Origin of the sequence: Galbitalea soli, from assembly GCF_010686725.1 — a bacterium.
GTDB lineage: Bacteria > Actinomycetota > Actinomycetes > Actinomycetales > Microbacteriaceae > Galbitalea > Galbitalea soli.
The window spans coordinates 515,008-539,047 of record NZ_JAAGWZ010000002.1; the positions used below are offsets into that span (position 1 = coordinate 515,008).

Consider the following 24,040-nt stretch of genomic DNA (forward strand, 5'->3'; position numbering starts at 1 on the left):
CCCGCCGCGAGCGGACACTGTCAGTGATGACCGCCGCGCTCGCACGAATCGAAAGAAGGCGCCCCGTGGTAACGATGACCGAACTGTTCTTCCTCGTCGATGCGGGGGAGGGTCGCTGGTACGTTCGGCACCAGCTGACCGACGAACCCGCGGGGAGCATCCTGCGCACCTCTCGGGGCTACGCGCTCATGAACACCGAGAAGCGACCGCTCGGCACCTACGACACGATCGCGGATGCCCTGCGCAGCCTGTACGCCACGGTCTGAGCGGGCGCGCGTCACCCAGCCAACATCGAGCCTGCGGGCGTAGCCTCAGCCGCACGCACCCGCGTGAGGTGCTGGAGGTTCGATTCCCATGAAGACCTGGCAGAAGTGGATGCCCGCCGCGGTCATCCCCGTCGTGATCGCCGGTATCGCCATCGCCGTTCCCATGTCGGCTGACGCCGCCGTGCACCTTCCCGCGAAGACGCCCGCGCAGGTGCTGGAGCTGATGGCCTCGTCGTCGGTCACCGCCTTCTCGGGAACGATCTCCCAGACCTCCGACCTTGGCCTGCCGTCCCTGCCGACGACGGGCCTCGGCTCGGGGTCATCGCTCGCCGGCACGCTCGCCCTCCTCACCGGGACCCACACCGTGCGGGTCTACGTCTCGGGTGCCTCGCGGGTGCGCGTGCAGCAGCTCGACCAGCTCGCCGAGCGCGACGTGGTGCGCAACGGCACCGACGTCTGGGTCTACAGCTCCGCCGGCAACACCGTGACCCACGCGACGGTTCCCAGTCGCGACCGCCACCGCGCCGTCCCGCTCCCGGCCACTCTTCCGACGCCCGCAGAGGCCGCCGACCGCATCGTGGCGGCTCTCCAGAAGTCGAGCACGCTGCGGGTCGGCACGAGCGAGCGGGTCGCGGGCCGCGCAGCCTACGAGCTGATCCTCACGCCGACGGCGACGGACACCCTCGTCGGCTCGGCCTCCATCGCGGTCGACGCCGCGACCGGCCTGCCCCTGCGGGTCGACGTGACCGCCCGGGCGCAGACCGCCCCGGCCGTCAGCCTCGGCTTCACCTCGATCTCTCTCGCCCGCCCGGCCGCCTCGCTGTTCGCCTTCACCCCGCCCGCCGGGGCGACCGTCACCGAGCAGACCGCGCCCCGCCAGCACGCCGCTCCCGCACCATCGAAGCCGGCGACCACCCCACCGGCCCGCACCGTCACCGGCACCGGCTGGGATGCGGTGGTGACGATCGCCGCTGACGCGCGAACCCGGACGCTCACCTCCTCGAAGCAGTTCACCGCGCTGACCTCCGTGGTACCGGGCGGACGACTCTTCCACACGAGCATCGTCAACGTGCTGTTCACCGCCGACGGCCGCGTCGTCGCCGGGTCCGTGCCGGAGTCGACCCTCGCGGCCGTGGCCGCCGCGCGAAGCAAGTGACCGCCGCCGCCCCGGCACCGGCGATCGAGACCCACGGTCTCACCAAGCGCTTCGGGCGGCAGACCGTGGTCGATGCGATCGACCTCACCGTTCCCCGTGGCTCCGTCTTCGGGTTCCTCGGGCCGAACGGCTCGGGCAAGACCACCACCATCCGCATGCTGCTCGGGCTCGCCTCCGCGAGCAGCGGCACGGCGCAGCTTCTCGGCCACGAGATGCCGCGCAACGTCGCGACCGTTCTGCCGCGCGTCGGCGCGCTCGTGGAGGGCCCCGGCTTCGCCCCCTACCTCTCGGGCGCCGCGAACCTGAGCCGGCTCGACAGCGCCGACCTGTACGCCCCCCGCGCGACGCACGCGGCCCGGGTCGCGGAGGCGCTCGACCGGGTGGGGCTGTCGGCAGCGGCATCCAAGAAGGTCAAGGCCTACTCGCTCGGCATGAAGCAGCGCCTGGGGCTCGCCGGGGCGCTCCTCACCCCGCGCGATCTGCTCGTGCTCGACGAGCCGACGAACGGGCTCGACCCGCAGGGCACGCGGGAGGTGCGCTCGCTCATCCGCTCGCTCGCGGCGGGCGGCACGACGGTCTTCGTCTCGAGCCACCTGCTCGCCGAGATCGAGCAGATCTGCACCCACGCGGCGATCATGAGCGCCGGGCGCCTGGTCGCCCAGGGCACCCTGGATGACCTGCGCTACGCGGGCCAGCCCCGGGTTCGGCTGCTCACGCCCGACCCCGCGGCCGCGGCCCGCAGTCTCGCCCGCCTCGGCCTCGCGGTCGACGAGCCGCCCGCCGCCGGGCTGGCCCCGCGCGACGTCGTGATCGAGGCCCGCTTCGACCCGGCCGACGATGCGCGCGGGGAGTCCCTCGACATCGTCGCCCGCCTGGTCGCCGACGGGGTGCGCGTGCACGGCTACTCGGTCGAGCGGCCCAGTCTCGAAGACCGCTTCGTCGCACTCACGGGGGAGGGCTTCGATGTCGAGGGCTGAGACCGCCGACGAGCGCGCGCCCGGCGGATCGGGCCCCGCCGCGGCACGCGCCACCCTCGGCTGGGGACTGCTGGGCACCGAGATCAGCGTGCTCTTCCGGCGACGCCGCACCTGGGCGATGCTCGGGGCGCTCGCGATCGTGCCCGTGCTCATCGCCGTCGCGGTCAAGCTCCGCCCCGCCGCCTCGGCCAGCGGGCGGGGTCCGGCGTTCCTCGATCAGATCACGAGCAACGGCCTCTTCGTCGCGGCGGTCGGCCTCGTCGTGTGCGTGCCGCTGTTCCTGCCGCTCACGGTGGGCGTGGTCGCGGGCGACACGATCGCGGGTGAGGCCTCGGCGGGCACGCTGCGGTATCTGCTCGTGGCGCCGGCGGGGCGCATCCGGCTGCTCGCGGTCAAGTACCTGGGTGCGGCGGTGTTCTGCGTCGCGGCGACCCTGAGCGTCGCCGTCGCGGGGGCGCTCGCCGGGGCGGTCCTGTTCCCGGTCGGACCGGTCACGCTGCTCTCGGGCGACACGATCAGTGTTGGCGAGTCGGTCGTGCGCTCCCTGCTCGTCGCGCTGTTCATCACGGTGTCGCTGCTGGGCCTCAGCGCGATCGGGCTCTTCATCTCGACGCTCACCGACGTGCCGGTGGGAGCGATGGCCGCGACGATCGTGCTCGCGGTCGTCTCGCAGGTGCTCGACTCGCTGCCCCAGCTCGACGCGATTCACCCCTGGCTGTTCAGCCACTACTGGTTCGGTTTCGGCGACCTGCTGCGCCAGCCGATCAGCTGGGACTCCTTCGGGAGCAACGCGCTGCTGCAGCTCGGCTACTTCGTCGTGTTCGGCGCGCTCGCCTGCGGCCGGTTCACCACGAAGGACATTCTCTCGTGAGCCGCGGCGCACCCCGCACCCGGCTCCTCGGCCGGGCCGTTCGGCCGGCCGCCCGGGCCCCGCGCGATCGGCGCGGGCCGACGAGAGTCGAGGAGGAGGACACCATGACAACAGCCCGAGAACGCCGTCCCTACGACGAGATCGCCGCGGTGCCGGGTTTCACCGTGACGAGCACCGACATCGCCGACGGCGCGACCTTCGCGAACCCGCAGGTGAGCGGGATCTTCGGCGCGGGCGGCGAGGACGTGAGCCCGCAGCTCAGCTGGTCGGGTTTTCCGCCTGCGACCAAGAGCTTCGCGGTCACGATCTACGACCCGGTCGCCCCGACGGGCTCGGGATTCTGGCACTGGGCGGTCGTCGACATTCCCGCCACGGTCACCGAACTGCCGACCGGCGCGGGCGACGACACCGGATCGGGCCTGCCCGCCGGTGCGTTCCAGTTGCGCGGCGACGGCGGACTCGCGCGCTACATCGGCGCGGCCCCGCCCGCGGGGCACGGCGAGCACCTCTACTTCATCGGGGTGCACGCCGTCGACGTCGAATCCCTGGGCATCGGGGCGGATGCCTCGCCGGCCCTGCTCGGATTCACCCTGTTCAGCCACACGCTCGCGCGGGCGACGATCGTCGCCCGATACGAGGTCGCGTAACCCCGCTCCTACTTTCCGGTGATCTTCCCCGGGTTGAAGGTGCGGGTCGGGTCGGCCGAATCGAGCAGACCCTGCATGACGGCCGCGCCCTGGGTCGAGATGTCCTGCTCGAGCCACGGCGCGTGCTCGAGCCCGACACCGTGGTGGTGGCTGAGCGTGGCGCCGGAGTCGATGAACGACTGCTGAATGGCTCGCTTGACCACGTCGTACTGCTCGAGCGGGGCATCCCCGTGCACGAAGGCGAAGGTGAAGTACAGGCACGCGCCCGAGTGATAGGAGTGCGACAGGTGCGCCATGATCCAGCCCTGCACGCCGAGCTCGGCGTAGGCCCGGTTGGCGGCTGCGTAGGCGTTCGTGTAGACGGTCTGCAGCTTCGACCACGGCGCGGCCGTCTCCGAGACATCGGCGGCGGCCCCCCGGTCGAGCAGGAAGTCGCGCAGGTAGGGGGTGTCGAACTTCTTCTGGTCGTACAGCACACCTGGCCCGGTGCCCACGCCGAAGCCCCCGTGCTTCTTGACGAGCGCCTCGACGAGGCTCTTCTGCCGCTTGGCGTGCGACTCGCTGCCCTCGTAGCCGATGAAGGAGAGGCAGATCTCGTCGAGGTTCTTCCAGCCCTTGAGCTTCATGAGGCCCGGCAGCACGGTGCCGGTGATGAACTTGGTGACGCCCGAGGACTCCTTGCTCGTCGCGAGCGAGAAGGCCGATTCCCGCGCGTCCGACACGCGCGTGATCGACGGTGTGGCGTCGCTCTCCGCGATCGCCTGCATGGCCGCGAGGCCCGCACCCCAGTTGGGGAAGAAGTACGCGTAGACGTCGCGCTTCTCAGGGGTGCGATGCACCTGCACGGTGACCTCGGTGATGACCCCGAGACGACCCTCGGAGCCGATGATCATCTCGCGAACGCTCGGCCCGGTCGAGGTGCTCGGCAGGGGACGGATGACCAGGGTGCCGCCCGGGCGGACCACCCGCAGCCCGCGCGCGATGTCGGCGATGTCGCCGTACTTGTCGGACTGCATGCCCGACGACCGGGTCGCGACCCAGCCGCCGAGAGTGGAGTGGGTGAAACTGTCGGGGAAGTGGCCGAGGGTCCAGCCCTTCTCCACGAGCTGGGCCTCGAGGTCGGGGCCCTGGGCGCCCGCCTCGATGCGGGCGAGGCCCGACTCCTCGTCGATCTCGAGCACGCGGCGCATCCGCCCCAGATCGAGCGAGATGACCGTGCGCTCCTCACTGGCGAGCGGTTCGAGGCTGCCGACGATGTTGCTGCCGCCGCCGAACGGGATGATCACCGCATCGGCCTCGACCGCCGCATCGACGAGCTGCTGCACCTCGACCTCGTCGGCCGGGTAGACGACCACGTCGGGCGTGCGCGGGAAGTCGGCGGCGCGCACCCGGATCAGGTCGCGGATGCTCTTGCCGAAGGTGTGGACGACCCGAGCCTGGTCATCCGTCGTCAGGTTGTCGGCGCCGACGATGCGGGTCAGCCGCGACACGAACTCCTCGCTCGCGCGGCTCGCCGGCACCGTGATCTCTGAGAACGGCGCGACCGGGGTGGCGGGCGTCGACAGGTCGAGGCCGACCGCGTACTTCACGAAGGGTGCGAAGGCGGGCTTGTCGTCGTAGTGGAATCCCACTCCCTCGATGCCCCAGCCCCACCACTTCATGTGTTTGACGTCGGTCACTGCTGCACTCCTCTTTCCGGTGTCGGCTGCCCAAGGATACTGGCCGAATGCTCCGCCCGAAGTCGTTCGATCTCGTGCCGGATGCGCTCGGTGAAGTCGACGGCGCTCTCACCCGGCTTCGCCGTCATCGGGTCGCCGAACACCACGCCGACGGGCAGACGCCCGCTCTTCGGCCAGTTGGTGCCGCGGGGGTGGGCGATGTGCACGCCGATGAGGGCGGTGGGGATGCACGGCACCCCGCACGACGCGGCGAGGGCCGCCGCACCCGGCTTGAAGGGGCCGAAGGTGCCGTCTTTCGAGCGCGTGCCCTCGGGGAACACGAGCAGGGGAACGCCGCGCAGCAGGAGCGACTTGGCGCTGATGGAGCGGCGTGTCTTGCCCTCGCGCTGCACCGGGAACGCGTTGAAGAACAGGGCGGTGAGCCCGCGCCGCCACCACACGTCGAAGAAGTAGTCCGCGGCCGCACCCGCGGCGAGGTAGCGGGCGAGCCGCCGGGGAAGCGAGCCGAAGATCAGCGGGGTGTCGAGATGGCTGGAGTGGTTGGCGACGACGACGAAGCCGCCTTTGACGCCCTTCAGCCGGGAGCGGCCGAGCACGGTCACGCTCGTGAGCGACCAGACCAGCGGCTTGAGGAGACCGCGCTGGGCGACGAAGCGGGCCGCGGCGTGGCCGGGCGAGTTGAAGCGGTCGCGCACGGGCTCGGAGGGGGTGGCCTCGGTGTTGCCCTGTGCTCCAGCAGTCATGCGGTGACCGGCTTCCGACGTGAGGATGAGATGGAACCTGAGATCGCGCGAATCGCCGACTTAGGTGCGTGTCGGGCCAACCAGATCAGCACACGGTAGCGAACAGTGGGTATGGAAATCACCTTGCCCCTGTCCACGTCGCGCAGACACGCGTCGACGACTGGTTCGGCGTCGAGCCACATCGAGTTTGGAATGCTGCTCGACCGGATCCCGGCGCGATCGTGAAACTCGGTGCGCACCCAGCCCGGGCAGAGCGCCGTGACGCTGATGCCGGTGCCCTTCAGCTCGACCGACAGGCCCTCGCTGTAGGAGGTCACCCAGGCCTTGATCGCGGAGTAGTTGCCCATCGTGATGAAGCCGGCCGTGCTCGACACGTTGACGATCGCGCCGCGTCCGCGCGGCAGCATCCCGCGCGCGGCGGCGCCCGAGAGCACGAGCACCGCGCGGCACATCACCTCGAAGGCGCGGTCATGGGCGGCGACGTCGGGATCGAGCAGTCGCGTGTGCACTCCGAAGCCCGCGTTGTTGACGAGCATGTCGATGGGATGCGCGGGGTCTTCGAGGCGATCGGCGACGCGCTGGACATCCGCTCGCACCGACAGATCGCTCGGCAGCACCTCGACGGTGCGGCCGAGCGCCCGCAGCTCGGTCGCCATCTCGGCGAGCCGCTCCTCGGAGCGAGCGACAAGAACGAGGTCGTAGCCACGGGCAGCGAGTTTTCTGGCGAACGCGGCACCGATGCCGGACGTTCCCCCGGTCACGAGAGCTACACCCATGCCACTTACGATACGGTCTTGACAGGCAACGTTGTGCCCAGCGCACTCGTCACCCTCGGTAGCAAGGGCTTACTCTCATGACTTCTAGCGGCGACATCCGCTCCGGTGTGCGATTCAATGTGCGGGAATTCACCCGCACGGCGCGCGGCAACCACCGCGACGAACTGCACCTCGACGAATTCGCGTCGGCGCCGCTCAGCGACGAGAGCCTGCACGCGGTGCGGTACCTCGGTCGCCTGGAGAGCGCGACGATGGAGCACCTGCGCAATCTGCTCGTCACCGCGACCCACAAGGATGCGCGGGTGACCGCCTTCCTGGTCACCTGGGCGTTCGAGAAGTTCTGGATCGCCGACGCGCTCGACGCGGTGCTCGAGGCCAACGGCCAGCCGCGCGCGCAGGCCATCGAGGAAGGCCGCACCCGCACCGCACACGCCGACGCGAGGGACCGCCGTGGTCCCATTCGCCGAGCAGTATCCGCCATCAGGCAAGGGGTTCCCATCATCGCCGTCCACATGACCACCGGCCTCATCGACGAGTGGATCACTCGTACCGCCTACGAGAGGCTGTCGGCCGTGAGCAAGAGTCCCGCACTCGCCGCGACCATCCAGCTCATCCTCGACGTGAAGGAACGCCACGCGCGCTTCTTCGACGACGAGGCCCGCCGCCGGCTGAGCGAGTCGCCGCGCGCGGTGAAGCTCACCCGCACCGAGCTGCTGCACGCCGTGTGGCCGATCGGCGCCGTCGACCGCGCCGACTCCGACCGCAGCTTCTTCGAGCGCTTCGTCTTCGGGGGCAGTGAGGGCGCGGACCGTGCCGCGCTCATCGGCACCCGCGTCGCCGCCCTCCCCGGCATGGATGCCCGCATCGGGTCCACCGTCGCGCAGAGGCTCCTCCCGTGAGCCCGCGTCGCGCCGCGACCGACCTCGGGTCGGCGCACGTCTTCCTCACCGGCGGCACCGGATTCGTCGGCCAGGCGATCCTCGAACGCCTGCTGTCGTCGCACCCCGGCACGACCATCTCGCTGCTGATCCGCACGAAGGGGTCCACGAGTGGTGAGGACCGCCTGCGCACCCTGCTGCGCAAGCCGGTGTTCACCGCCTGGCGCGAGCGCGTGGGCGAGGAGGAGGTCGAGCGCGCGGTGCGCGATCGACTGCGCGTGATCGAGGGCGGGCTGAGCAACGTTCCGGCGCTTCCGGGCGACCTCGACGTGGTCATCCACTCGGCATCGACCGTCTCGTTCGATCCGCCCATCGATCAGGCCTTCGACACCAACGTCGGCGGGGCCATCGGGCTCTACGAGGCGCTCGCCGCGAGCGGTGGCGACCCCCGGGTCGTACACGTCTCCACCGCGTACGTCGGCGGTATCCGCAAGGGCATCCAGCCGGAGGCGAGCCTGACCCACGAGGTGGACTGGCGCGCCGAGTACGAGGCGGCGAAGGGCGCCCGCGTGCGCGTGGAGATGGCGTCGCGCGAGCCGCAGACCCTGCGCAAGTTCATCGGCGAGGCGAAGGCGGGTCACGGCAAGGAGGGCCCGCAGGCGGTCGCGAAGGCGGCCGAGGCGGCCCGCGTCGCCTGGGTGCAGGCGCGATTGGTCGACTACGGTCGGATGCGCGCCGAGAGCCTCGGCTGGACCGACGTCTACACGCTCACGAAGGCCTTCGCCGAGCGCGCCGCCGAGACCATGTGGGCGCAGGCGGGTCACCGTCTGTCGATCGTGCGTCCCGCGATCATCGAGAGCGCCCTGCGCCACCCCTTCCCCGGCTGGATCGACGGCTTCAAGGTCGCCGACCCGCTGATCCTCGCCTACGGTCGCGGCATGCTGCCCGAGTTCCCGGGGCTTCCCGACAGCGTGCTCGACCTCATCCCGGTCGACTTCGTGGTCAACGTGATCCTCGCGGTCGCCGCCAACCCGGCACCCGCCGGCGAGCCGGAGTACTTCCACGTGAGCTCGGGGGCCGGCAATCCGCTGCCGTTCCACCGCATGTTCCAGAACGTGAACACCTTCTTCCTCGCCAACCCGATGCCGCAGGGCGACAGCGGCCACATCGCGGTGCCGATGTGGAAGTTCCCGGGGGGCCGCCGGGTCGAGCGATCACTGCTCGCCAAGGAGCGCGCCAACGAGCTGCTGGGTGCGGCACTCGAGCGGCTGCCGTCCTCGGCCCGCACGCGCGAGCGCCTGGCCAAGGTCGACTCCAACCGGCGCGACCTCGAGTCCCTGCGCAACTTCACCCAGCTCTACCGCGCCTACGTGCAGACCGAGATCATCTTCGACGACACCCGCACGAAGGCCTTGAACGCGGCGCTGCCCGCCAAGGCCCGTGCCGACATCGGATTCGACGTGACCGAGATCGACTGGGAGGACTACCTGCAGCGGGTGCACTTCCCGTCGATCACGGCGATGACGCGCGCCTTCCAGAAGCGGCCCGCCGCCTCGGAGCGCGCCGAGAAGGCCCTGCCGACGCGCAGCGACGTCGTCGCCATCTTCGATCTCGAGGGCACCGTCGTCGACTCCAACATCGTGCAGCAGTACCTGTGGGTGCGGTCGGCGGGCCTGCGGAAGGCCGCCTGGCCGGGCGAGGTGCTCAGCCTGCTCGGCTCGCTGCCGCGCTACCTGCGCGCGGAGCGGCACGACCGCGGAGAGTTCATCCGCGTGTTCCTGCGCCGTTACGCCGGCATGCCCGCCGCGAGACTCGACCGGGTCGTCAGGGGCGGCTACCGCGACACGCTGCTGCGCCACACGATGCCCGCCGCGATCGACCGCATCAACGAGCACCGCGCGGCCGGGCACCGCACGATCCTCGTGACCGGGTCGATCGGCACGCTCGTGCAGCCCATCGCCCACCTCTTCGACGAGGTGGTCGCCGGCACCATGGATGTGAAGGATGGCGTGCTCACCGGATACCTGGCCAAGCCGCCGCTCGTCGATGAGGCACGTGCCGCCTGGTTGCGCCAGTACGCGCAGACCCACGACATCACCCTCTCGCAGTCGTATGGTTATGGTGACAGTCATGCCGACCTCGTGTGGTTGGAGTTGCTGGGAAACCCGAACGCGGTCAACCCCGACACCAATCTCTCCCGCGAGGCACAACGAAGACGTTGGAGAATCCACAACTGGACGCGCGGGTCGCATGATCTGACGCCCGGGGATCCAACCGACTGACACGAAGGGAGCGAGAGGACAGGCGCAAGCCTCCCTCCCGAACAACGACATGGCTTTTGACGTTGACAAGTACACCGCGACATCCGTCAGCGTGAACTGGGACGACCTCGACCTCGAGAAGTTCCGTACCGAGCCGCTCAACGAGACCTCGCTGCGCACCCTCCGCTACATGACGGACGTCGAGTACCACACCGTCTGCTACACGCGCGATCTGCTCACGACCCCCTCGCACAAGGAGGCCGACATGAGCGCCTTCATGACGATGTGGAACCGCGAGGAGTTCTGGCACGGCGAGGCGCTCGCCACGGTGCTGGGCATCCACGGCGTGACCGTCGACTTCGACGAGCTGAAGGCGAACCGCCTCAAGCTCGGCTGGAAGGATCGCCTCGACCCGATCAAGCAGTCGGTGCTCGGCAAGATCGTCGGCAACGACTTCGTCGCGGTGCACATGGCGTGGGGTGCGGCGAACGAGTGGTCGGCCATCCAGGCCTACAACCGCATGGCGGAGCTGGAGCAGGACCCGGTGCTCGCCGAACTGCTCAAGCGCATCGCCAAGCAGGAGGCGCGCCACGTCGCCTTCTACACCTCCCAGGCCCGCGACCGGCTCGCCAAGAGCAAGAAGGCGCAGGTGATCGCGCGTCTCGCGCTCGGCAAGTTCTGGGCGCCCGTCGGGTCGAGCATCATGGAGCGCAGCGAGGTCGTCCACGTGATGAACCACCTCATGAGCGGCCCGGAGGGGCGAAAGGCGGCCCGCAAGATCGATGCCGCCATCAGCGGACTGCCCGGGCTCGAGGGCCTCAAGATCGTCGAGGACTCGCTCGACAAGCTCGGCATCGCGGCCTGATCGGCTCCTCGCGTCGCGAGGTAACCCTCAGGGGGAGCACGGTCAAGCCCTAGCCGGGGCACAGCAAGCGCGCGAAGAATGACGACATGGCATCAGCCGACTCCCAGACCCTCACCGTCGAGGGCCACGAACTCACGCTGACGCACCCCGCGAAGATCCTCTACCCGGCGACGGGGACGACGAAGCGCGATGTCGTCGAGTACTACACGAGGATCGCGCCGTTCCTCCTGCCGCACTCCACCGACCGCGCGGCGACCCGGAAGCGCTGGGTGGACGGCGTCGGCTCACCCGAGGAACCGGGTGCCGTCTTCTTCCAGAAGAACCTGGAGGACTCCGCCCCCGCCTGGGTCAAGCGGCGCCCCCTCCAGCATGCCGACGACGTGAACATCTACCCGCTCGTCAACGACGCCGCGACCCTCGTCTGGCTCGCGCAGCTCGCCGCCCTCGAGATCCACGTGCCGCAGTGGCGCTTCGGCCCGCACGGCGGTCACCGGGCTCCCGACCGGCTCGTGCTCGACCTGGACCCGGGGGAGGGCGCCGGGCTCGCCGAGTGCGCCGAGGTGGCACGGCTGGCCCGCGTGCGGTTGCAGGGCATGGGGCTCGAGCCCGTTCCGGTGACGAGCGGGAGCAAGGGCATCCACCTCTACGCCGCGCTCGACGGCTCGCGGAGCTCCGCCGCGGTGAGCGCGCTCGCGCACGAGCTGGCCCGCGAGTTGGAGAGCGACCACGCCGACCTCGTCGTGAGCGACATGAAGCGGAGCCTGCGCGCGGGCAAGGTGCTGGTCGACTGGAGCCAGAACAGCGAGAACAAGACGACGGTGGTGCCTTACTCGCTACGCGGGCGGTTCACCCCGACCGTCGCGGCCCCGCGGCACTGGGCGGAACTCGACGATCCCGCGCTCGCCCAGCTGCACTACCGCGAGGTGCTGCGTCGGGTCTGGGGCGGAGACGACCCGATGAGCGGCTTCGGCGGCGGGCCGGAGACGGTGAAGGCGGCGCCCGTCACCGGCGGGCGCAGCTTCGTGATTCAGGAGCTGGCGGGCCGGCGGCACGGAATCCTGCTCAGCGTCCACCGGCACGGCCGCAGCTATCGCTGGGTGCTGCCGAAGGGGCTGCCGACCGACCCGCGCCACAACCAGGCCGCCGAGCGGGTGGAGCACGAGGTGGACGCCGCCGGGCGCATGCGCGACTCGGGCACGTACGAGGTCGAGAAGTGGCACGACGATGGGGAGATCATCCTCACCGTGACGGGCGCGCACGGGTCTCATCGTCTCGCCCTCATCAACACCGAGGCCGGGAGGTCGGACGCGTGGCTCGTGCACCTGCTGGTCGCCGACCCCATCCGCCAGGCGGTTCGCACCCTGCCGGTGCGCCCCTCCGCGGGGCCGCTCAGCGCGGTTCGAGCAGGTGCTGCACGAGCATGATCGCGGCGCCCGTCACGCCGCCGGTCTCGCCCGACCGTGACTCGGTGATCGTCAGGTAGCGCGTGGCGAGCGGGGTCGACTGGCCGTAGACCACCTCGCGCACCCCGGCCACGAGGTGCTCGCCCGCGAGCACGAGGCCCCCGCCGATCACGACGACGGAGGGGTTGAGCACGTTGACGCAGGTGGCGACGACCTCGCCCAGATCGCGTCCGGCCTGCCGCACCGCGTCGATCGCGGCCGGGTCGCCGGCGCGCGCGAGCGCCGCCACGTCGCTCGTCGAGGTCGCCGGGATGCCCGCCGCGGCCAGCGCGCCCGCGAGCGCCGGTCCGCTCGCGAGCGCCTCGAGGTCGGCATCCGCCGCGCCGTGCGCCGGGGTGCGCGACGAGAACGGGACGCGAACGTGCCCGAGATCGCCGGCGGTGCCCTGAGCGCCGCGCTGCAGGCGGCCGCCGCTGATGATCCCCGCGCCGATACCGGTGGCGACCTTGACGAAGAACAGGTCGTCGACCCCGGGGTGCACGGTCGCGTGCTCGCCGAGCGCGAGCAGGTTCACGTCGTTGTCGACGAGCACCGGCACGCGGTACCGCTCGCGCAACCGCGCCGGCACGTCGAAGCCGTCCCAGCCGGGCATGATCGGCGGGTTGGTGGGAATGCCGGTCGAGTGCTCGACGGGGCCGGGCACACCGACGCCGATGCCGGCGAGGTCGCGGGCGGGGCGGCGCGCGGCGGCGAGAAGCCGTGCGAGGGCATCCGTCGCCCAGTCGAGGATCGGCAGCGGCCCCTCGGCGATATCGAGCTCGCGACTCTCGAGGCTCAGGATGCGCCCCGCGAGATCGGTGAGCGCGACGACGCCGTGCGTGGCGCCGAGGTCGATCGCGCCGATCACGCGAGCGTCGGCGCGGAACGCCAGGTAGGCGGGCGGGCGCCCACCGGAGGAGACGCCGCCCCCGGCCGGACCGACGAGCCCGGAGGCGAGGAGGGAGTCCAGTCTCAGGCCGAGGGTCGAGCGGGAGAGCCCGCTGAGTTCGATGAGCTGGGCGCGCGTGTGCGGCACGCCGTCCCGCAGGAGTGCCAGCACGGGGGCGTCCTCCGCGGCGACGAGCGGGGCGGCCGGGGCGGTCATGGCCCCATTGAACCACAGAGCGGGTCGGGTCTTCCCGCGTTTTGCGAAATAGTTCGACACTTTTGCTTGCGTGATGACAGAAGTCTGCTTGAATGGGACCACCACCGATCGACCGCTCACCGAGGAGTACCGTGTCCCACCCCCAACTCAGCGTCCAGCTCTACACCGTGCGGGAGGCGATCCAGGCGGATCTGCCCGGCACCCTCCAGCGCCTCGCCGACATCGGATTCAGCAACGTCGAGCCGTTCGCCTTCACCCAGCTTCCGGGCCTCGGAGACGCGCTCGCGGCGGCCGGTCTCAGCGCCCCCACGACCCACGCGAACTACCTGGGCAAAGAGGTTGAGCCCTTCTTCGCGACCGCGCAGGAGCTGGGCATCCCCACCGTCATCGACCCCTACGTCACGCCGGAGTACTGGCTGACCGCTGCCGACATCGAGAAGACCGCCGAACTGCTGAACGCCGCGGCCCAGGTCGCCGCCGCGTACGGCGTGCGGGTCGGCTACCACAACCACGCGCACGAGATCGAGAGCCGGATCGGCGACCAGACCGCGCTGGAGTACTTCGCGGGGCTGCTGGAGCCGGGCATCGTGCTCGAGGTCGACACCTACTGGGTCACCGTGGGCGGCGGCGACCCGGTCGCCCTGCTGCGCAGTCTGGGCGACCGCGTCGTGGCGCTGCACATCAAGGACGGCCCCGGCACCGCCGACACCAAAGACCAGGTGGCGGTGGGCAGCGGAGTGCTGCCGGTCGCCGACATCATCGCCGCCGCGCCGACCGCGCTCCGGGTCGTCGAGCTCGACGACTCCCGCGGCGACCGCTTCACCGCCGTGGCCGACAGCTACGCCTACCTCGTCGCGGTGGGCCTCGCGTGAGCGCGGCACGGGTCGGCGTCGGCGTGATCGGCGCGGGCGTCATCAGCAGCCAGTACCTCGACAACCTCACGACATTCCCCGACCTCGAGGTGCGCTTCGTCGCCGACCTCGACGAGGACCGCGCCCGGGCGCAGGCAGAGAAGTACGGGATCGCGCGCTCGGGCAGCGTCGCCGAACTGCTCGCCGACGACGGGATCGAGATCGTCGTCAACCTCACCATCCCCGCGGTGCACGTGGAGGTCGGGCTGCAGATCCTCGCCGCGGGAAAGCACGTGTGGAGCGAGAAGCCCTTCTCGCTCGATCGCGCCAGCGGGCGCCAGCTGCTGGATGCGGCGCACGCGGCCGGCCTGCGCGTCGCGACCGCGCCGGACACCTTCCTGGGGGCGGGCATCCAGTCGGCCCTGCGCCTTCTCGCGGCAGGCGGGATCGGCGCGCCGCTGACCGCCCTCACCCTCACCCAGAATCCGGGACCGGAGCTCTGGCACCCCAACCCCGACTTCCTGTTCCAGGAGGGTGCTGGGCCGCTGTTCGACCTGGGGCCCTACTACCTCACCGCGCTCGTGCAGATGTTCGGGCCGGTCACCCGGGTGAGCGCCGTCGCCTCGAAGTCGAAGGCCCGGCGCACCATCGGCTCGGGGCCGCGCGCCGGCGAGGAGTTCGACGTCACCGTTCCCACCCACGTGAGCGCGCTGTACGAGTTCGAGAGCGGGCAGACGGCGCAGAGCCTGTTCAGCTTCGACTCGAAGCTCGGGCGCACGCAGTTCGAGGTCGCGGGGGTCGGCGGCACGCTCGTCGTGCCCGACCCCAACATGTTCGAAGGCGACCTCGTGCTGCACCGCGACCCGCACACGAGCGAGATCATCCCGGCGACCGGGGTCACCACTTCGCGCGGCACCGGCGTGGCGGAACTCGCGCAGGCGATCCGCGCGGGGCGACCGGAGCGGGCGAGCGGTGAGCAGGCCTACCACGTGGTCGACATCATGGTGTCGACCATCGAGGCGGCGGAGGCCGGGCATCCCGTCGCGGTGGAGAGCACGGTCACCGTTGCTCCGCCGCTCGACGAGGGCTGGGACCCGCGCGTCGCGACCCTGGGCGGCTGATCGTGGGCACGGCGGCCGACGGTCTCGTCGCGGGCTTCGTGGGCGGCGGGTTCATGGCCGCGGTGCACAGCCGCGCCGCTCGCTCGGCTCGGGCGCGCCTGCTCGGCATCAGCTCGTCGAGCCCGGCCCGTTCGCAGCGGGCCGCCGACGAACTGGGCATCGAGCACGCCTATGACGGCCTCACCGAGTTGCTGGCGGATGACCGCCTCGACGTCGTCCACATCTGCACGCCCAACGCGCTCCACCACGAGCAGGCGCTGGCCGTGATCGCGTCCGGCCGGCACGTCATCTGCGAGAAGCCGCTCGCCGTGACGGTGGCTCAGGCCGAGGAGCTCGTGCGGGCCGCCGAGCGCGCGGGGGTCACGGCGACGGTGCCGTTCGTCTACCGGTTCCACCCGATGGTGCGCGAGGCCCGCGCGCGGGTCGCCGCCGGTCACGTGGGGCGGCTGCTGAGCATCCACGGCTCGTATCTGCAGGACTGGCTGCTGGAGGCGGGCGACGACAACTGGCGGGTCGACGCCGCGCTGGGCGGTCGTTCGCGCGCGTTCGGCGACATCGGCTCGCACCTCGTCGACCTCATCGAGTTCGTGACGGGGGACCGGATCGCGCGCGTGAGCGCGCTGACGAGCACCTTCTTCGGCTCGCGGCCGAGCCACGCGACGGTCACGACGGAGGACGCGGCGGCGGTCACCCTCGAGACCCGCGGCGGAGCGATCGGCACCCTGCTCGTGTCGCAGGCCGCCCCGGGGCGCAAGAACCGGCTGCACCTCGAGATCGCCGGCAGCGCGGAGAGCATCGCCTTCGATCAGGAGCAGCCCGAGACGCTGTGGCTGGGGCGGCGCAGCGGGCGCGTGCTGCTGCCCCGCGATCCCGCGCAGCTGGGGCCCGACGCCGCGCGCCTCTCGGTCGTTCCCGCGGGGCACGCGCAGGGCTATGTGGACGCGTTCGCGGGCTTCGTCGCCGACACCTATGCTGCGATCGGGGGCGAGAGCCCGGAGGGGCTGCCGCGCTTCGCGGACGGGCTGCGCGCCGCCCGCATCACCGAGGCCGTGCTGGACTCGGCCGAGACCGGACACTGGATCACCATCGACGACGAAGGAACAGCATGAGTTCGCACCCCGTCACCCTGTTCACCGGCCAGTGGGCCGACCTGCCGTTCGAGGAGGTGGCCCGGCTCGCCGCCTCCTGGGGATACGACGGCCTCGAGATCGCCGCATCCGGCGACCACCTCGATCTCGCGCGCGCCGACGAGGACGACGCCTACCTCGCGTCGCGACTCGAGATCCTCGACCGCCACGGTCTGCGCGTGCACGCCATCTCCAATCACCTCGCCGGTCAGGCGGTCTGCGACGACCCCATCGACTTCCGGCACCAGGCCATCCTGCGACCCGCGGTGTGGGGCGACGGGGACGCCGAGGGGGTCCGCCGGCGCGCGGCCGAGGACATGAAGCGCTCCGCCCGGGTCGCCCGCAAACTCGGGGTCGACGTGGTCGTCGGCTTCACGGGGTCGAGCATCTGGCCGTATGTGGCGCAGTTCCCACCGGTGCCCGCGAGCGTGCTGGAGGCGGGCTACCAGGACTTCGCCGATCGCTGGAACCCTATCCTCGACGTCTTCGACGCGGAGGGCGTGCGGTTCGCCCACGAGGTGCACCCCTCCGAGATCGCCTACGACTACTGGACCTCGGTGCGCACGCTCGAGGCGATCGACCACCGCGCGGCCTTCGGCTTCAACTGGGACCCCTCGCACATGATGTGGCAGAACATCGACCCGGTCGGCTTCATCGTCGACTTCGCCGACCGCATCTACCACGTCGACTGCAAGGACACCCGGCTGCGCCCGCAGAACGGTCGGGCCGGCGTGCTCGGCTCCCACCTTCCGTGGGGCGACCCGCGTCGCGGCTGGGACTTCGTCTCCACCGGCCACGGCGACGTGCCGTGGGAGGACTCCTTCCGCGCGCTCGAGGCGATCGGGTACCGCGGGCCGATCTCGATCGAGTGGGAGGACGCCGGGATGGATCGCCTGCACGGCGCCGCGGAGGCGGTCACGTTCATCCGCTCGCTGCTGTGGGAGCTGCCGGCGGCGTCGTTCGACGCGGCCTTCTCGAATCAGTAGGGGGTCATGAAACAGTTGTTCCGAGACGTGTATTCTTGGAACAACTGATTCACCGCGCGAGAGGCCCGCCATGACGACATCCATCAACCCGCCGTCTCGACTGCTGATGGGTCCCGGCCCGATCAACGCCGACCCGCGTGTGCTGAGGGCCATGTCGGCGCAGCTCGTGGGGCAGTACGACCCGGCGATGACCGGCTACATGAACGAGACGATGGCGCTCTACCGCCAGGTGTTCCGCACGGCGAACGAGGCCACCCTCATTGTGGACGGCACGAGCCGGGCGGGCATCGAGGCCGCCCTCGTCTCGCTCATCGAACCCGGCGATGTGGTGCTCGTGCCCATCTTCGGTCGGTTCGGGCACCTTCTCCGCGAGATCGCCGAGCGCTGCGGCGCCGAGGTGCAGGTGCGGGAGCGGGAGTGGGGCACGGTGTTCACGCCCGCGGAGATCGAGGAGGCGATCATCCAGACCCGCCCGAAGCTCCTCGCCATCGTGCACGGCGACACCTCCACGACGCTCGCGCAGCCGCTCGACGAGATCGGCGAGATCTGCGCGCGGCACGGTGTGCTGCTCTACACCGACGCCACCGCGTCGCTCGGCGGCAACACCTTCGAGACGGATGCCTGGGGCATCGACGTCGTCACCGCGGGCCTCCAGAAGTGCCTGGGTGGTCCCTCCGGCAGCGCCCCCATCACCCTGTCGCCCCGCGCGGTCGAGATCATCACCGCGCGGAAGAGCATCGAGGCGGGGATCCGCGCCGAGGGCGACCCGGTGATCGCCCAGCCGATCCGCAGCAACTACTTCGACCTGGCGCAGATCCTCGACTACTGGGGACCGAAGCGGCTCAATCACCACACCGAGGCGACGAGTGCGCTGTACGGGGCGCGGGAGTGCGCGGTCATCCTCGTGGAGGAGGGCATTCCCGCCGCCGTCGAGCGGCACCGCCTGCACGGCACCGCGATGGTGCACGGTCTGCGCGCGCTCGGCCTCACCCTCTTCGGCGACCAGTCGGTCAAGATGACGAACGTCGTCGGGGTCGAGATCCCGGCGGGCATCGACGGCGACGGGGCGCGCGCGGCGATGCTCGGCGACTACGGCATCGAGATCGGCACGAGCTTCGGCCCCCTGCACGGTCGCGTCTGGCGCATCGGCACCATGGGCTACAACGCCCGTCGCGACACGGTGCTGCTCACCCTCGCCGCGCTCGAACAGGTGCTCCGCCGCGGGGGCGTCGCCGTCACGGGCGGGAGCGGTGTGGGGGCCGCGCTCGACTTCTACGCCGGGGAGGCGACGGCGGCATGAGCGACGCCGATCTCATCATGGATCGCTGCGACGAGCTCAACGCGATCTCGAGCCGCCCCGACGTGCTCGAGCGCGTGCACCTGTCACCCGAGCACGCCGCGGCGAGCGCGCTCGTCGGCGAGTGGATGACCGCCGCCGGCCTGCACAGCTGGCAGGATCCGGCCGGCAACCGCTGCGGGCGCCTCGAGGGCGAGTCCGACGGCCTGCCCGCCCTGCTGCTCGGCTCCCACATCGACACCGTGCCGGACGCCGGCCGCTACGACGGGATGCTCGGCGTGCTGCTGGCGATCGCGGTCGCCGCGAGGATCGCGCGCCGCGGCATCCGACTGCCCTTCGCCCTCGAGGTGGTGGCCTTCAGCGACGAGGAGGGCACCCGCTTCGGGAACGCGCTCACCGGGAGCCGGGCGCTCGCGGGCACCTGGGATCCGGCGTGGTGGGACCTCGCCGATGCCGACGGCATCACCCTCGCGGAGGCCTTCGTCGACTACGGGCTCGACCCGGCCCGCCTGCCGGGTGCGTTCCGGCGGCCGGAGAACTACGTGGGCTACCTGGAGGCGCACATCGAGCAGGGCCCCTATCTGGAGGACGCGGACCGGCGCCTCGCCGTCGTGACCTCCATCGCGGGTGCGCGCCGCTTCGCCCTCACCATGACGGGCTCGGCGGGCCACGCCGGGGGCACCCCCTACGACCGGCGGCGCGACGCCCTCGTGGGCGCGAGCGAGCTCGTGGTCGAGATCGAGCGGCTCTCGAAGCAGCACCGCGTGATCGGCACGGTGGGCCGGCTGCAGGCGTTCCCGGGCGGCGTCAACGTGATCCCCGGCCGGGTCGAGTTCTCGCTCGACCTGCGCGCGGAGTTCGATGAGGCGCGCGATGGGAGCCTCGCCGCGATCACGGCGGCGGCCCGGGAGATCGCGGACCGTCGCGGGCTCGTCTTCGAGGCCCGCGAGATCTACCGCGCGGACGCGGTGCGCTGCGACGAGCGGCTTCAGCGGGCGATCGAGGCGGGGATCCGCGCGACGGGCGATCAGCAGCCGCTGCGATTGTGGAGCCGCGCGGGTCACGACGGCGTGGCCGTCGTGGAGCTGACGCCGATCGCGATGCTGTTCATCCGCTGCCGGGGCGGGGTGAGCCATCACCCCGACGAGCACGTGAAGAGGGCCGACGTCGCGGCCGCGCTCGACGCCTTCGAGGCCGCGGTGCTCGCGGTCGCGGAGCGGCACCGCGCGGCGGCGGAGCCCGAGCGGGCCGAGCCCGCGGGCGCGGAGCGGGCATGAGCGCGCCGAGCCTCGCCGAGCGGATCGACGAGAGCTATCGCGAGCTCACGCCGCAGGAGCAGCGCGGCGCCGACTTCCTGCGCCAGCACCTCGTCGACCTCGCCGTCTACAACCTCACCGAGGTCGCCACGCTCAGCGGCGTCTCGAAGGCGACCATCAGCCGCCTGTACCGCAGGCTCGGCTTCGACAGCGCGGAGGATCTGCGCGACCACGCCCGCGCCCTGCGCGCGAGCGGCACCCCGGTCGCCGGTGCGGTGCCCGCCTCGCTCGAGGCCCACCTCGACCGCGAGCAGGGCAACCTCCGCGCGGCGCTCGCCGAGGTCGACCCGCGCGCGGCCGCCCGCGTGCTCTCCGACGCGCGACGCGTGCTCGTGATCGGCTTCCGCAACAGCTACCCGATGGCGCTGCACCTCCGCCAGCAGCTCGCCCAGGCCCGCGACGGCGTCGAGGTCGCGCCGCACCCCGGACAGTCGGTGGGGGAGGAGCTGGCCTCGATCGACGCGCGCGACGCGGTCGTGCTGATCGGACTGCGCCGACGGCCCGAGCTGTTCGGTGCGGTGGCCGCGGCGGTGCGGGGCACCGGGGCGGCGGTCATCCTGATCACCGACGCCGGCGGCCGCCGCCACGCCGCCGCGGGCGACCTCGTCGTCGAGTGCTCGACCGACAGCGTGGGGGCCTTCGACAGCTACGCCGCGGTCGCGAGCGTCATCAGCCTCATCGCGGATGCCGTGCTCGCCCGTCGCGAGGCCGACGGCCGCCGCCGAGTGCGGATGATCGACGAGCTGTACGACCGCCTCGACGAGCTGGAGCCGCGCTAGCGGTCGACGTCGCCGCCGTCGAAGAGGTCGCCGCACTCGATCTCCTGCGCACCGTGCGCGAGCAGGTAGCCGCGCGCCCCGCGGTCGCCGCGGAGCTCCGCGGCGAGCGCGCCCCAGTGCTCGCGCCCGATGAGCACCGGATGGCCGGGCCGGCCGTCGAAGGCGGCCTGGCGCAGCGAGTCGGGCCCATACCCCGCCGCGACGACGCGTCGCGCGACCGCGTCCGGCAGCTCCGGGAGGTCGACCAGGGTGAGCAGCACCGCCGCTCCGGAGGCCGCGGCGAGGCCCGCGCGGATCGATGCCGACATGCCCTCCGCCCAGTCCTCGGCCACGACGACCTCATCGCCCGCGGGCACGAGGGCTCGCGCGTCGTCCGCGGCGGCACCGAGCACGACGAGCACGCGCTCGCAGCCGGCCGCCCGCAGCACGGCGGAGGCGTGGGCGAGCCACGGCACGCCGTCGGCGCGGCGCTGGAGGGCCTTGGGTCCGCCCATCCGCCGACCCGCCCCGGCGGCGAGCACGAGTCCGCAGAGGGAAGCCATGGGTACAGTTATACACACGATGATCGACCTTCCCGGCCCCGAGCTCCGCGACCGTCTGCGCACCGCCCTCGGGGTGGAACGGTGGGTGGAGGAGGTCGCCTCGGCCGCCCCCTACGCCGATCTGACCGAGCTCCTCGCCGTCGCGCACGCCGCGGCCACGCCGCTCGCGGACGCCGAGATCGATGAGGCGGTCGTCCACCACCCGCGCATCGGCGAGAAGCCGGTGGGCTCTGGTGCGTCGCAGGCGTTCAGCCGCAGCGAGCAGGCCGCCGTCGACGCCGACGACGAGGCTCTGGCGGCCGCGCTGGCCGCGGGCAACGCCGAGTACGAGGCGCGCTTCGACCGCGTCTTCCTCATTCGTGCGGCGGGGCGCAGCCGGGCCGAGATCCTCACCGAACTGCGCCGTCGCATCCAGTTGGATGACCGTACCGAGCTCGCCATCGTCGGCGAGCAGTTGCGCGACATCGCGCTCCTCCGCCTCGAGAAACTGTTCGGAGACCCCTCATGAGCCAGCTCACCACCCACGTGCTCGACGCGAGCCTCGGGCGCCCGGCGTCGGGCGTTCCGGTCGTGCTCTACACGGGGTCGGGCGAGGTGCTCGCGGGGGCCGCGACGAACGCCGACGGTCGCGTGCCCGAGCTGGGACCGGACCAGCTCGCGCCGGGGGAGTACCGGCTGGTCTTCGACACCTCCGCCTACTTCGCGTCGGTGGGCCAGACGGGTTTCTACCCGCGCGTCACGATCGACTTCGAGGTGACGGAGGCCGAGGCGCACTATCACGTGCCCCTGCTGCTGAGCCCGTTCGCCTACTCCACCTATCGCGGCAGCTGAGCCCGCGCGGCCCACGGCGCCGCGACCGGGCCCCGGTGCTGCCCGCGCGGCCCACGCCCACGCGCATCCGCCCCTAGTAGTCGGTGCGGTGCTCGTGCGCCAGCCACGCGTCGAAGGGCTCGGGCGCGTTGTCGGGGCGCACCGCCTCGATGCTGATGTGCCAGGTCGAGCGGTCGCGCGCGAAGAGCTCGTAGAACTCCCGGTCGTCGAAGCCGCCGCGCGCCGCGTCGTGCCGGTCGGCCGCGTACACCACGCGGTCGATGCGCGCCCACAGCGCCGCCGAGAGGCAGAGCGGGCACGGCTCGCAGGAGGTGTAGAGCGTCGCCCCCGCGAGGGAGAAGTCGCCCACCGCCTGGCAGGCCGCGCGGATCGCCGTGACCTCCGCGTGCGCGGTCGGGTCGAGGGTGGCGGTCACCCGGTTCTGGCCCTCCGCCACGAGTTCGCCGTCGCGCGTGATGAGCGCGCCGAACGGCCCGCCGCCGTCGGCGACGTTGAGGGTCGCCAGCTCGATCGTGCGAGCGAGCCAGCGCGCATCCGCCTCGGTGCCGGCGGTGCCGGCGATGCCGACCGGGTCGTCGTCTGCGGGGTTCACGTTCACGATGTCCATGCTGCCGTCCGCCCTCACGCGAGCCCGGCCGACACGCGCCAGGCGTCGCCCGCGGGGGCCGCGCCCTCGCGCAGGATCTGGGCTTCGATCAGGCCGTACGGCCGGTCGGCGGCCCAGAAGACCTCGTTCGGGTTGTCCATGCCGTAGGGGCTGAGGTCGTAGGCGAAGTGGTGCTTGTTGGGGGCGGCGAGTCGCACCTCCGCGATCTCGTCGTGGGCCTCCAGCACCGCCTTCCCCATGTGCCACAGGGTCTGCTGCAGGGCGAGCGACTGCAGGGTGGCGAACTCGCGCACCATGATCCGCTTCACGTCGGCGTAGACCGCATCCCAGTCCACGGCCGTGCTCGTGAACCGCCACTGGGCCTTGAGCGCGGTCGCCATGACGCGGTCGTTGGTCTCGCCGAGGGTCGTGTACTCGTCTTTGAGGAATCCCGCGAACTCCGACCCGGTCGACTTCAGGATGACCAGCTCCTTGAGCCCGCCCACGACGTGCTCGCCGCTCGCGTCCACCGTGATCGCGGCGGTGCGGATCTCGGGCCCCTTCCGCAGCCAGGTGTGGTCGTGCTCGGCGCCATTGACGACCGCGCGCTCCCAGGCGTACTCCTCGATCTCGATGCGGGCGCCCGTCACCGGCGAGACGTCGCCGACGAAGTGGCGGGCCAGTTCGAGTCCGAAGGTCTCGATCGCCTCGACGCCCTTCGACTTGGCGAAGGCATAGGCGGTGTTCTTCTGCGTGTCCGTCGGCAGAACGTTCGACTGGTCGCCCGCCAGATAGGCGGGCTCGAAGGGGCCGCGCAGGGCGGTCGTCACATTGAGGTCGCGGATCTCGTGCCGAGGGCTGTCGCGGTAGATGCGCACGAGCCGCGACTCCGCCTTGCCGTACTGGTTGTCGCCCAGGATGATCGCCATGGTTCTGCC

Annotated in this window: 25 protein-coding genes; 18 read left to right on the forward strand and 7 right to left on the reverse strand. The window is 71.5% G+C overall.

Annotation, left to right across the window (positions count from 1 at the left end):
* The first annotated feature begins 65 nt into the window (after positions 1-65).
* The 5 genes from G3T37_RS08560 to G3T37_RS08580 all read left to right on the forward strand — a co-directional run bounded on the left by G3T37_RS08560 (position 66) and on the right by G3T37_RS08580 (position 3,917).
* The gene (locus G3T37_RS08560) at positions 66-266 is read left to right on the forward strand and encodes a hypothetical protein (protein WP_163473104.1); all 201 of its coding nucleotides are present in this window, start codon (positions 66-68) and stop codon (positions 264-266) included.
* Positions 267-354: 88 nt separating this feature from the next.
* Positions 355-1,422 carry a LolA family protein gene (locus G3T37_RS08565; RefSeq protein WP_163473106.1) on the forward strand — a complete coding sequence of 356 codons (1,068 nt, stop codon included), beginning with the start codon at positions 355-357 and terminating at the stop codon, positions 1,420-1,422.
* Positions 1,419-2,399 (forward strand): ATP-binding cassette domain-containing protein, encoded by a 981-nt coding sequence (locus G3T37_RS08570; protein ID WP_163473108.1) that lies wholly within the window; start codon positions 1,419-1,421, stop codon positions 2,397-2,399. The genes G3T37_RS08565 and G3T37_RS08570 overlap by 4 nt, the downstream gene beginning before the upstream one ends.
* Positions 2,386-3,270, forward strand: coding sequence for an ABC transporter permease (locus G3T37_RS08575; protein WP_163473110.1), 885 nt, complete (start codon positions 2,386-2,388; stop codon positions 3,268-3,270). Before G3T37_RS08570 ends, G3T37_RS08575 begins: the two co-directional genes overlap by 14 nt.
* Before the next feature lie 104 nt (positions 3,271-3,374).
* Positions 3,375-3,917 carry a YbhB/YbcL family Raf kinase inhibitor-like protein gene (locus tag G3T37_RS08580; protein ID WP_163473112.1) on the forward strand — a complete coding sequence of 181 codons (543 nt, stop codon included), beginning with the start codon at positions 3,375-3,377 and terminating at the stop codon, positions 3,915-3,917.
* Between the two features lie 8 nt (positions 3,918-3,925).
* Here the strand turns inward: G3T37_RS08580 and G3T37_RS08585 are convergent, their stop codons facing one another.
* The 3 genes from G3T37_RS08585 to G3T37_RS08595 are packed head-to-tail and all read right to left on the reverse strand — an operon-like array spanning position 3,926 to position 7,115.
* Positions 3,926-5,596 carry an FAD-binding protein gene (locus G3T37_RS08585; protein WP_163473114.1) on the reverse strand — a complete coding sequence of 557 codons (1,671 nt, stop codon included), beginning with the start codon at positions 5,594-5,596 and terminating at the stop codon, positions 3,926-3,928.
* Entirely contained in the window at positions 5,593-6,339 is a 747-nt protein-coding gene (locus G3T37_RS08590; protein ID WP_163473116.1) for a lysophospholipid acyltransferase family protein, read from the reverse strand. The genes G3T37_RS08585 and G3T37_RS08590 overlap by 4 nt, the downstream gene beginning before the upstream one ends.
* Positions 6,336-7,115 carry an SDR family NAD(P)-dependent oxidoreductase gene (locus G3T37_RS08595; RefSeq protein ID WP_163473118.1) on the reverse strand — a complete coding sequence of 260 codons (780 nt, stop codon included), beginning with the start codon at positions 7,113-7,115 and terminating at the stop codon, positions 6,336-6,338. Before G3T37_RS08595 ends, G3T37_RS08590 begins: the two co-directional genes overlap by 4 nt.
* 77 nt (positions 7,116-7,192) lie before the next feature.
* Between G3T37_RS08595 and G3T37_RS08600 the strand changes: the two genes are divergently transcribed.
* The 4 genes from G3T37_RS08600 to ligD all read left to right on the forward strand — a co-directional run bounded on the left by G3T37_RS08600 (position 7,193) and on the right by ligD (position 12,543).
* Positions 7,193-8,014 (forward strand): hypothetical protein, encoded by an 822-nt coding sequence (locus tag G3T37_RS08600; protein WP_163473120.1) that lies wholly within the window; start codon positions 7,193-7,195, stop codon positions 8,012-8,014.
* Positions 8,011-10,275, forward strand: coding sequence for an SDR family oxidoreductase (locus G3T37_RS08605; protein ID WP_163473122.1), 2,265 nt, complete (start codon positions 8,011-8,013; stop codon positions 10,273-10,275). Before G3T37_RS08600 ends, G3T37_RS08605 begins: the two co-directional genes overlap by 4 nt.
* 49 nt (positions 10,276-10,324) lie before the next feature.
* Positions 10,325-11,119, forward strand: coding sequence for a ferritin family protein (locus tag G3T37_RS08610; protein ID WP_163473124.1), 795 nt, complete (start codon positions 10,325-10,327; stop codon positions 11,117-11,119).
* 86 nt (positions 11,120-11,205) lie between these two features.
* A complete protein-coding gene (ligD, locus tag G3T37_RS08615; RefSeq protein WP_163473126.1) occupies positions 11,206-12,543 on the forward strand; it encodes a non-homologous end-joining DNA ligase in 1,338 nt (445 codons plus the stop codon).
* On the opposite strand, the gene G3T37_RS08620 is transcribed toward ligD, so the two are convergent.
* Positions 12,509-13,666 (reverse strand): ROK family protein, encoded by a 1,158-nt coding sequence (locus G3T37_RS08620; RefSeq protein ID WP_163473128.1) that lies wholly within the window; start codon positions 13,664-13,666, stop codon positions 12,509-12,511. The two genes, ligD and G3T37_RS08620, sit on opposite strands and share 35 nt — an antisense overlap.
* Before the next feature lie 92 nt (positions 13,667-13,758).
* On the opposite strand from G3T37_RS08620, the gene G3T37_RS14635 reads away from it, so the two are divergent.
* The 7 genes from G3T37_RS14635 (at position 13,759) to G3T37_RS08655 (ending at position 21,143) form a co-directional block, all read left to right on the forward strand.
* A complete protein-coding gene (locus tag G3T37_RS14635) occupies positions 13,759-14,538 on the forward strand; it encodes a sugar phosphate isomerase/epimerase family protein (RefSeq protein ID WP_163473130.1) in 780 nt (259 codons plus the stop codon).
* Entirely contained in the window at positions 14,535-15,638 is a 1,104-nt protein-coding gene (locus G3T37_RS08630) for a Gfo/Idh/MocA family oxidoreductase (RefSeq protein ID WP_163473132.1), read from the forward strand. Before G3T37_RS14635 ends, G3T37_RS08630 begins: the two co-directional genes overlap by 4 nt.
* A gap of 2 nt (positions 15,639-15,640) precedes the next feature.
* Entirely contained in the window at positions 15,641-16,747 is a 1,107-nt protein-coding gene (locus G3T37_RS08635; RefSeq protein WP_338401224.1) for a Gfo/Idh/MocA family protein, read from the forward strand.
* Positions 16,744-17,751 carry a sugar phosphate isomerase/epimerase family protein gene (locus G3T37_RS08640; protein WP_163473134.1) on the forward strand — a complete coding sequence of 336 codons (1,008 nt, stop codon included), beginning with the start codon at positions 16,744-16,746 and terminating at the stop codon, positions 17,749-17,751. The genes G3T37_RS08635 and G3T37_RS08640 overlap by 4 nt, the downstream gene beginning before the upstream one ends.
* A 70-nt stretch (positions 17,752-17,821) precedes the next feature.
* On the forward strand, positions 17,822-19,051 hold the full coding sequence (locus G3T37_RS08645) for a pyridoxal-phosphate-dependent aminotransferase family protein (RefSeq protein ID WP_241732282.1): 1,230 nt from the start codon (positions 17,822-17,824) through the stop codon (positions 19,049-19,051).
* On the forward strand, positions 19,048-20,325 hold the full coding sequence (locus tag G3T37_RS08650) for an allantoate amidohydrolase (RefSeq protein ID WP_163473136.1): 1,278 nt from the start codon (positions 19,048-19,050) through the stop codon (positions 20,323-20,325). Before G3T37_RS08645 ends, G3T37_RS08650 begins: the two co-directional genes overlap by 4 nt.
* Positions 20,322-21,143: a MurR/RpiR family transcriptional regulator gene (locus G3T37_RS08655; RefSeq protein WP_163473137.1), complete on the forward strand. Its 822-nt coding sequence runs from the start codon at positions 20,322-20,324 to the stop codon at positions 21,141-21,143. The genes G3T37_RS08650 and G3T37_RS08655 overlap by 4 nt, the downstream gene beginning before the upstream one ends.
* Here G3T37_RS08655 and G3T37_RS08660 read toward each other — a convergent pair.
* Complete coding sequence (locus G3T37_RS08660; protein WP_163473138.1) at positions 21,140-21,685, reverse strand: nucleotidyltransferase family protein; 546 nt, start codon at positions 21,683-21,685, stop codon at positions 21,140-21,142. The two genes, G3T37_RS08655 and G3T37_RS08660, sit on opposite strands and share 4 nt — an antisense overlap.
* Positions 21,686-21,704: 19 nt before the next feature.
* Here G3T37_RS08660 and uraD point away from each other — a divergent pair, with 19 nt between their 5' ends.
* Positions 21,705-22,193, forward strand: a complete 489-nt coding sequence (gene uraD / locus G3T37_RS08665; protein ID WP_163473140.1) for a 2-oxo-4-hydroxy-4-carboxy-5-ureidoimidazoline decarboxylase — start codon at positions 21,705-21,707, stop codon at positions 22,191-22,193.
* Positions 22,190-22,516 (forward strand): hydroxyisourate hydrolase, encoded by a 327-nt coding sequence (gene uraH / locus G3T37_RS08670; RefSeq protein WP_163473141.1) that lies wholly within the window; start codon positions 22,190-22,192, stop codon positions 22,514-22,516. The genes uraD and uraH overlap by 4 nt, the downstream gene beginning before the upstream one ends.
* Positions 22,517-22,589: 73 nt before the next feature.
* Here uraH and G3T37_RS08675 read toward each other — a convergent pair whose 3' ends face one another.
* Both G3T37_RS08675 and pucL read right to left on the reverse strand, forming a co-directional pair.
* Positions 22,590-23,123 (reverse strand): nucleoside deaminase, encoded by a 534-nt coding sequence (locus G3T37_RS08675; protein ID WP_163473143.1) that lies wholly within the window; start codon positions 23,121-23,123, stop codon positions 22,590-22,592.
* A 14-nt stretch (positions 23,124-23,137) separates the two neighbouring features.
* A complete protein-coding gene (pucL, locus tag G3T37_RS08680; protein ID WP_163473145.1) occupies positions 23,138-24,031 on the reverse strand; it encodes a factor-independent urate hydroxylase in 894 nt (297 codons plus the stop codon).
* Positions 24,032-24,040: the final 9 nt, after the last annotated feature.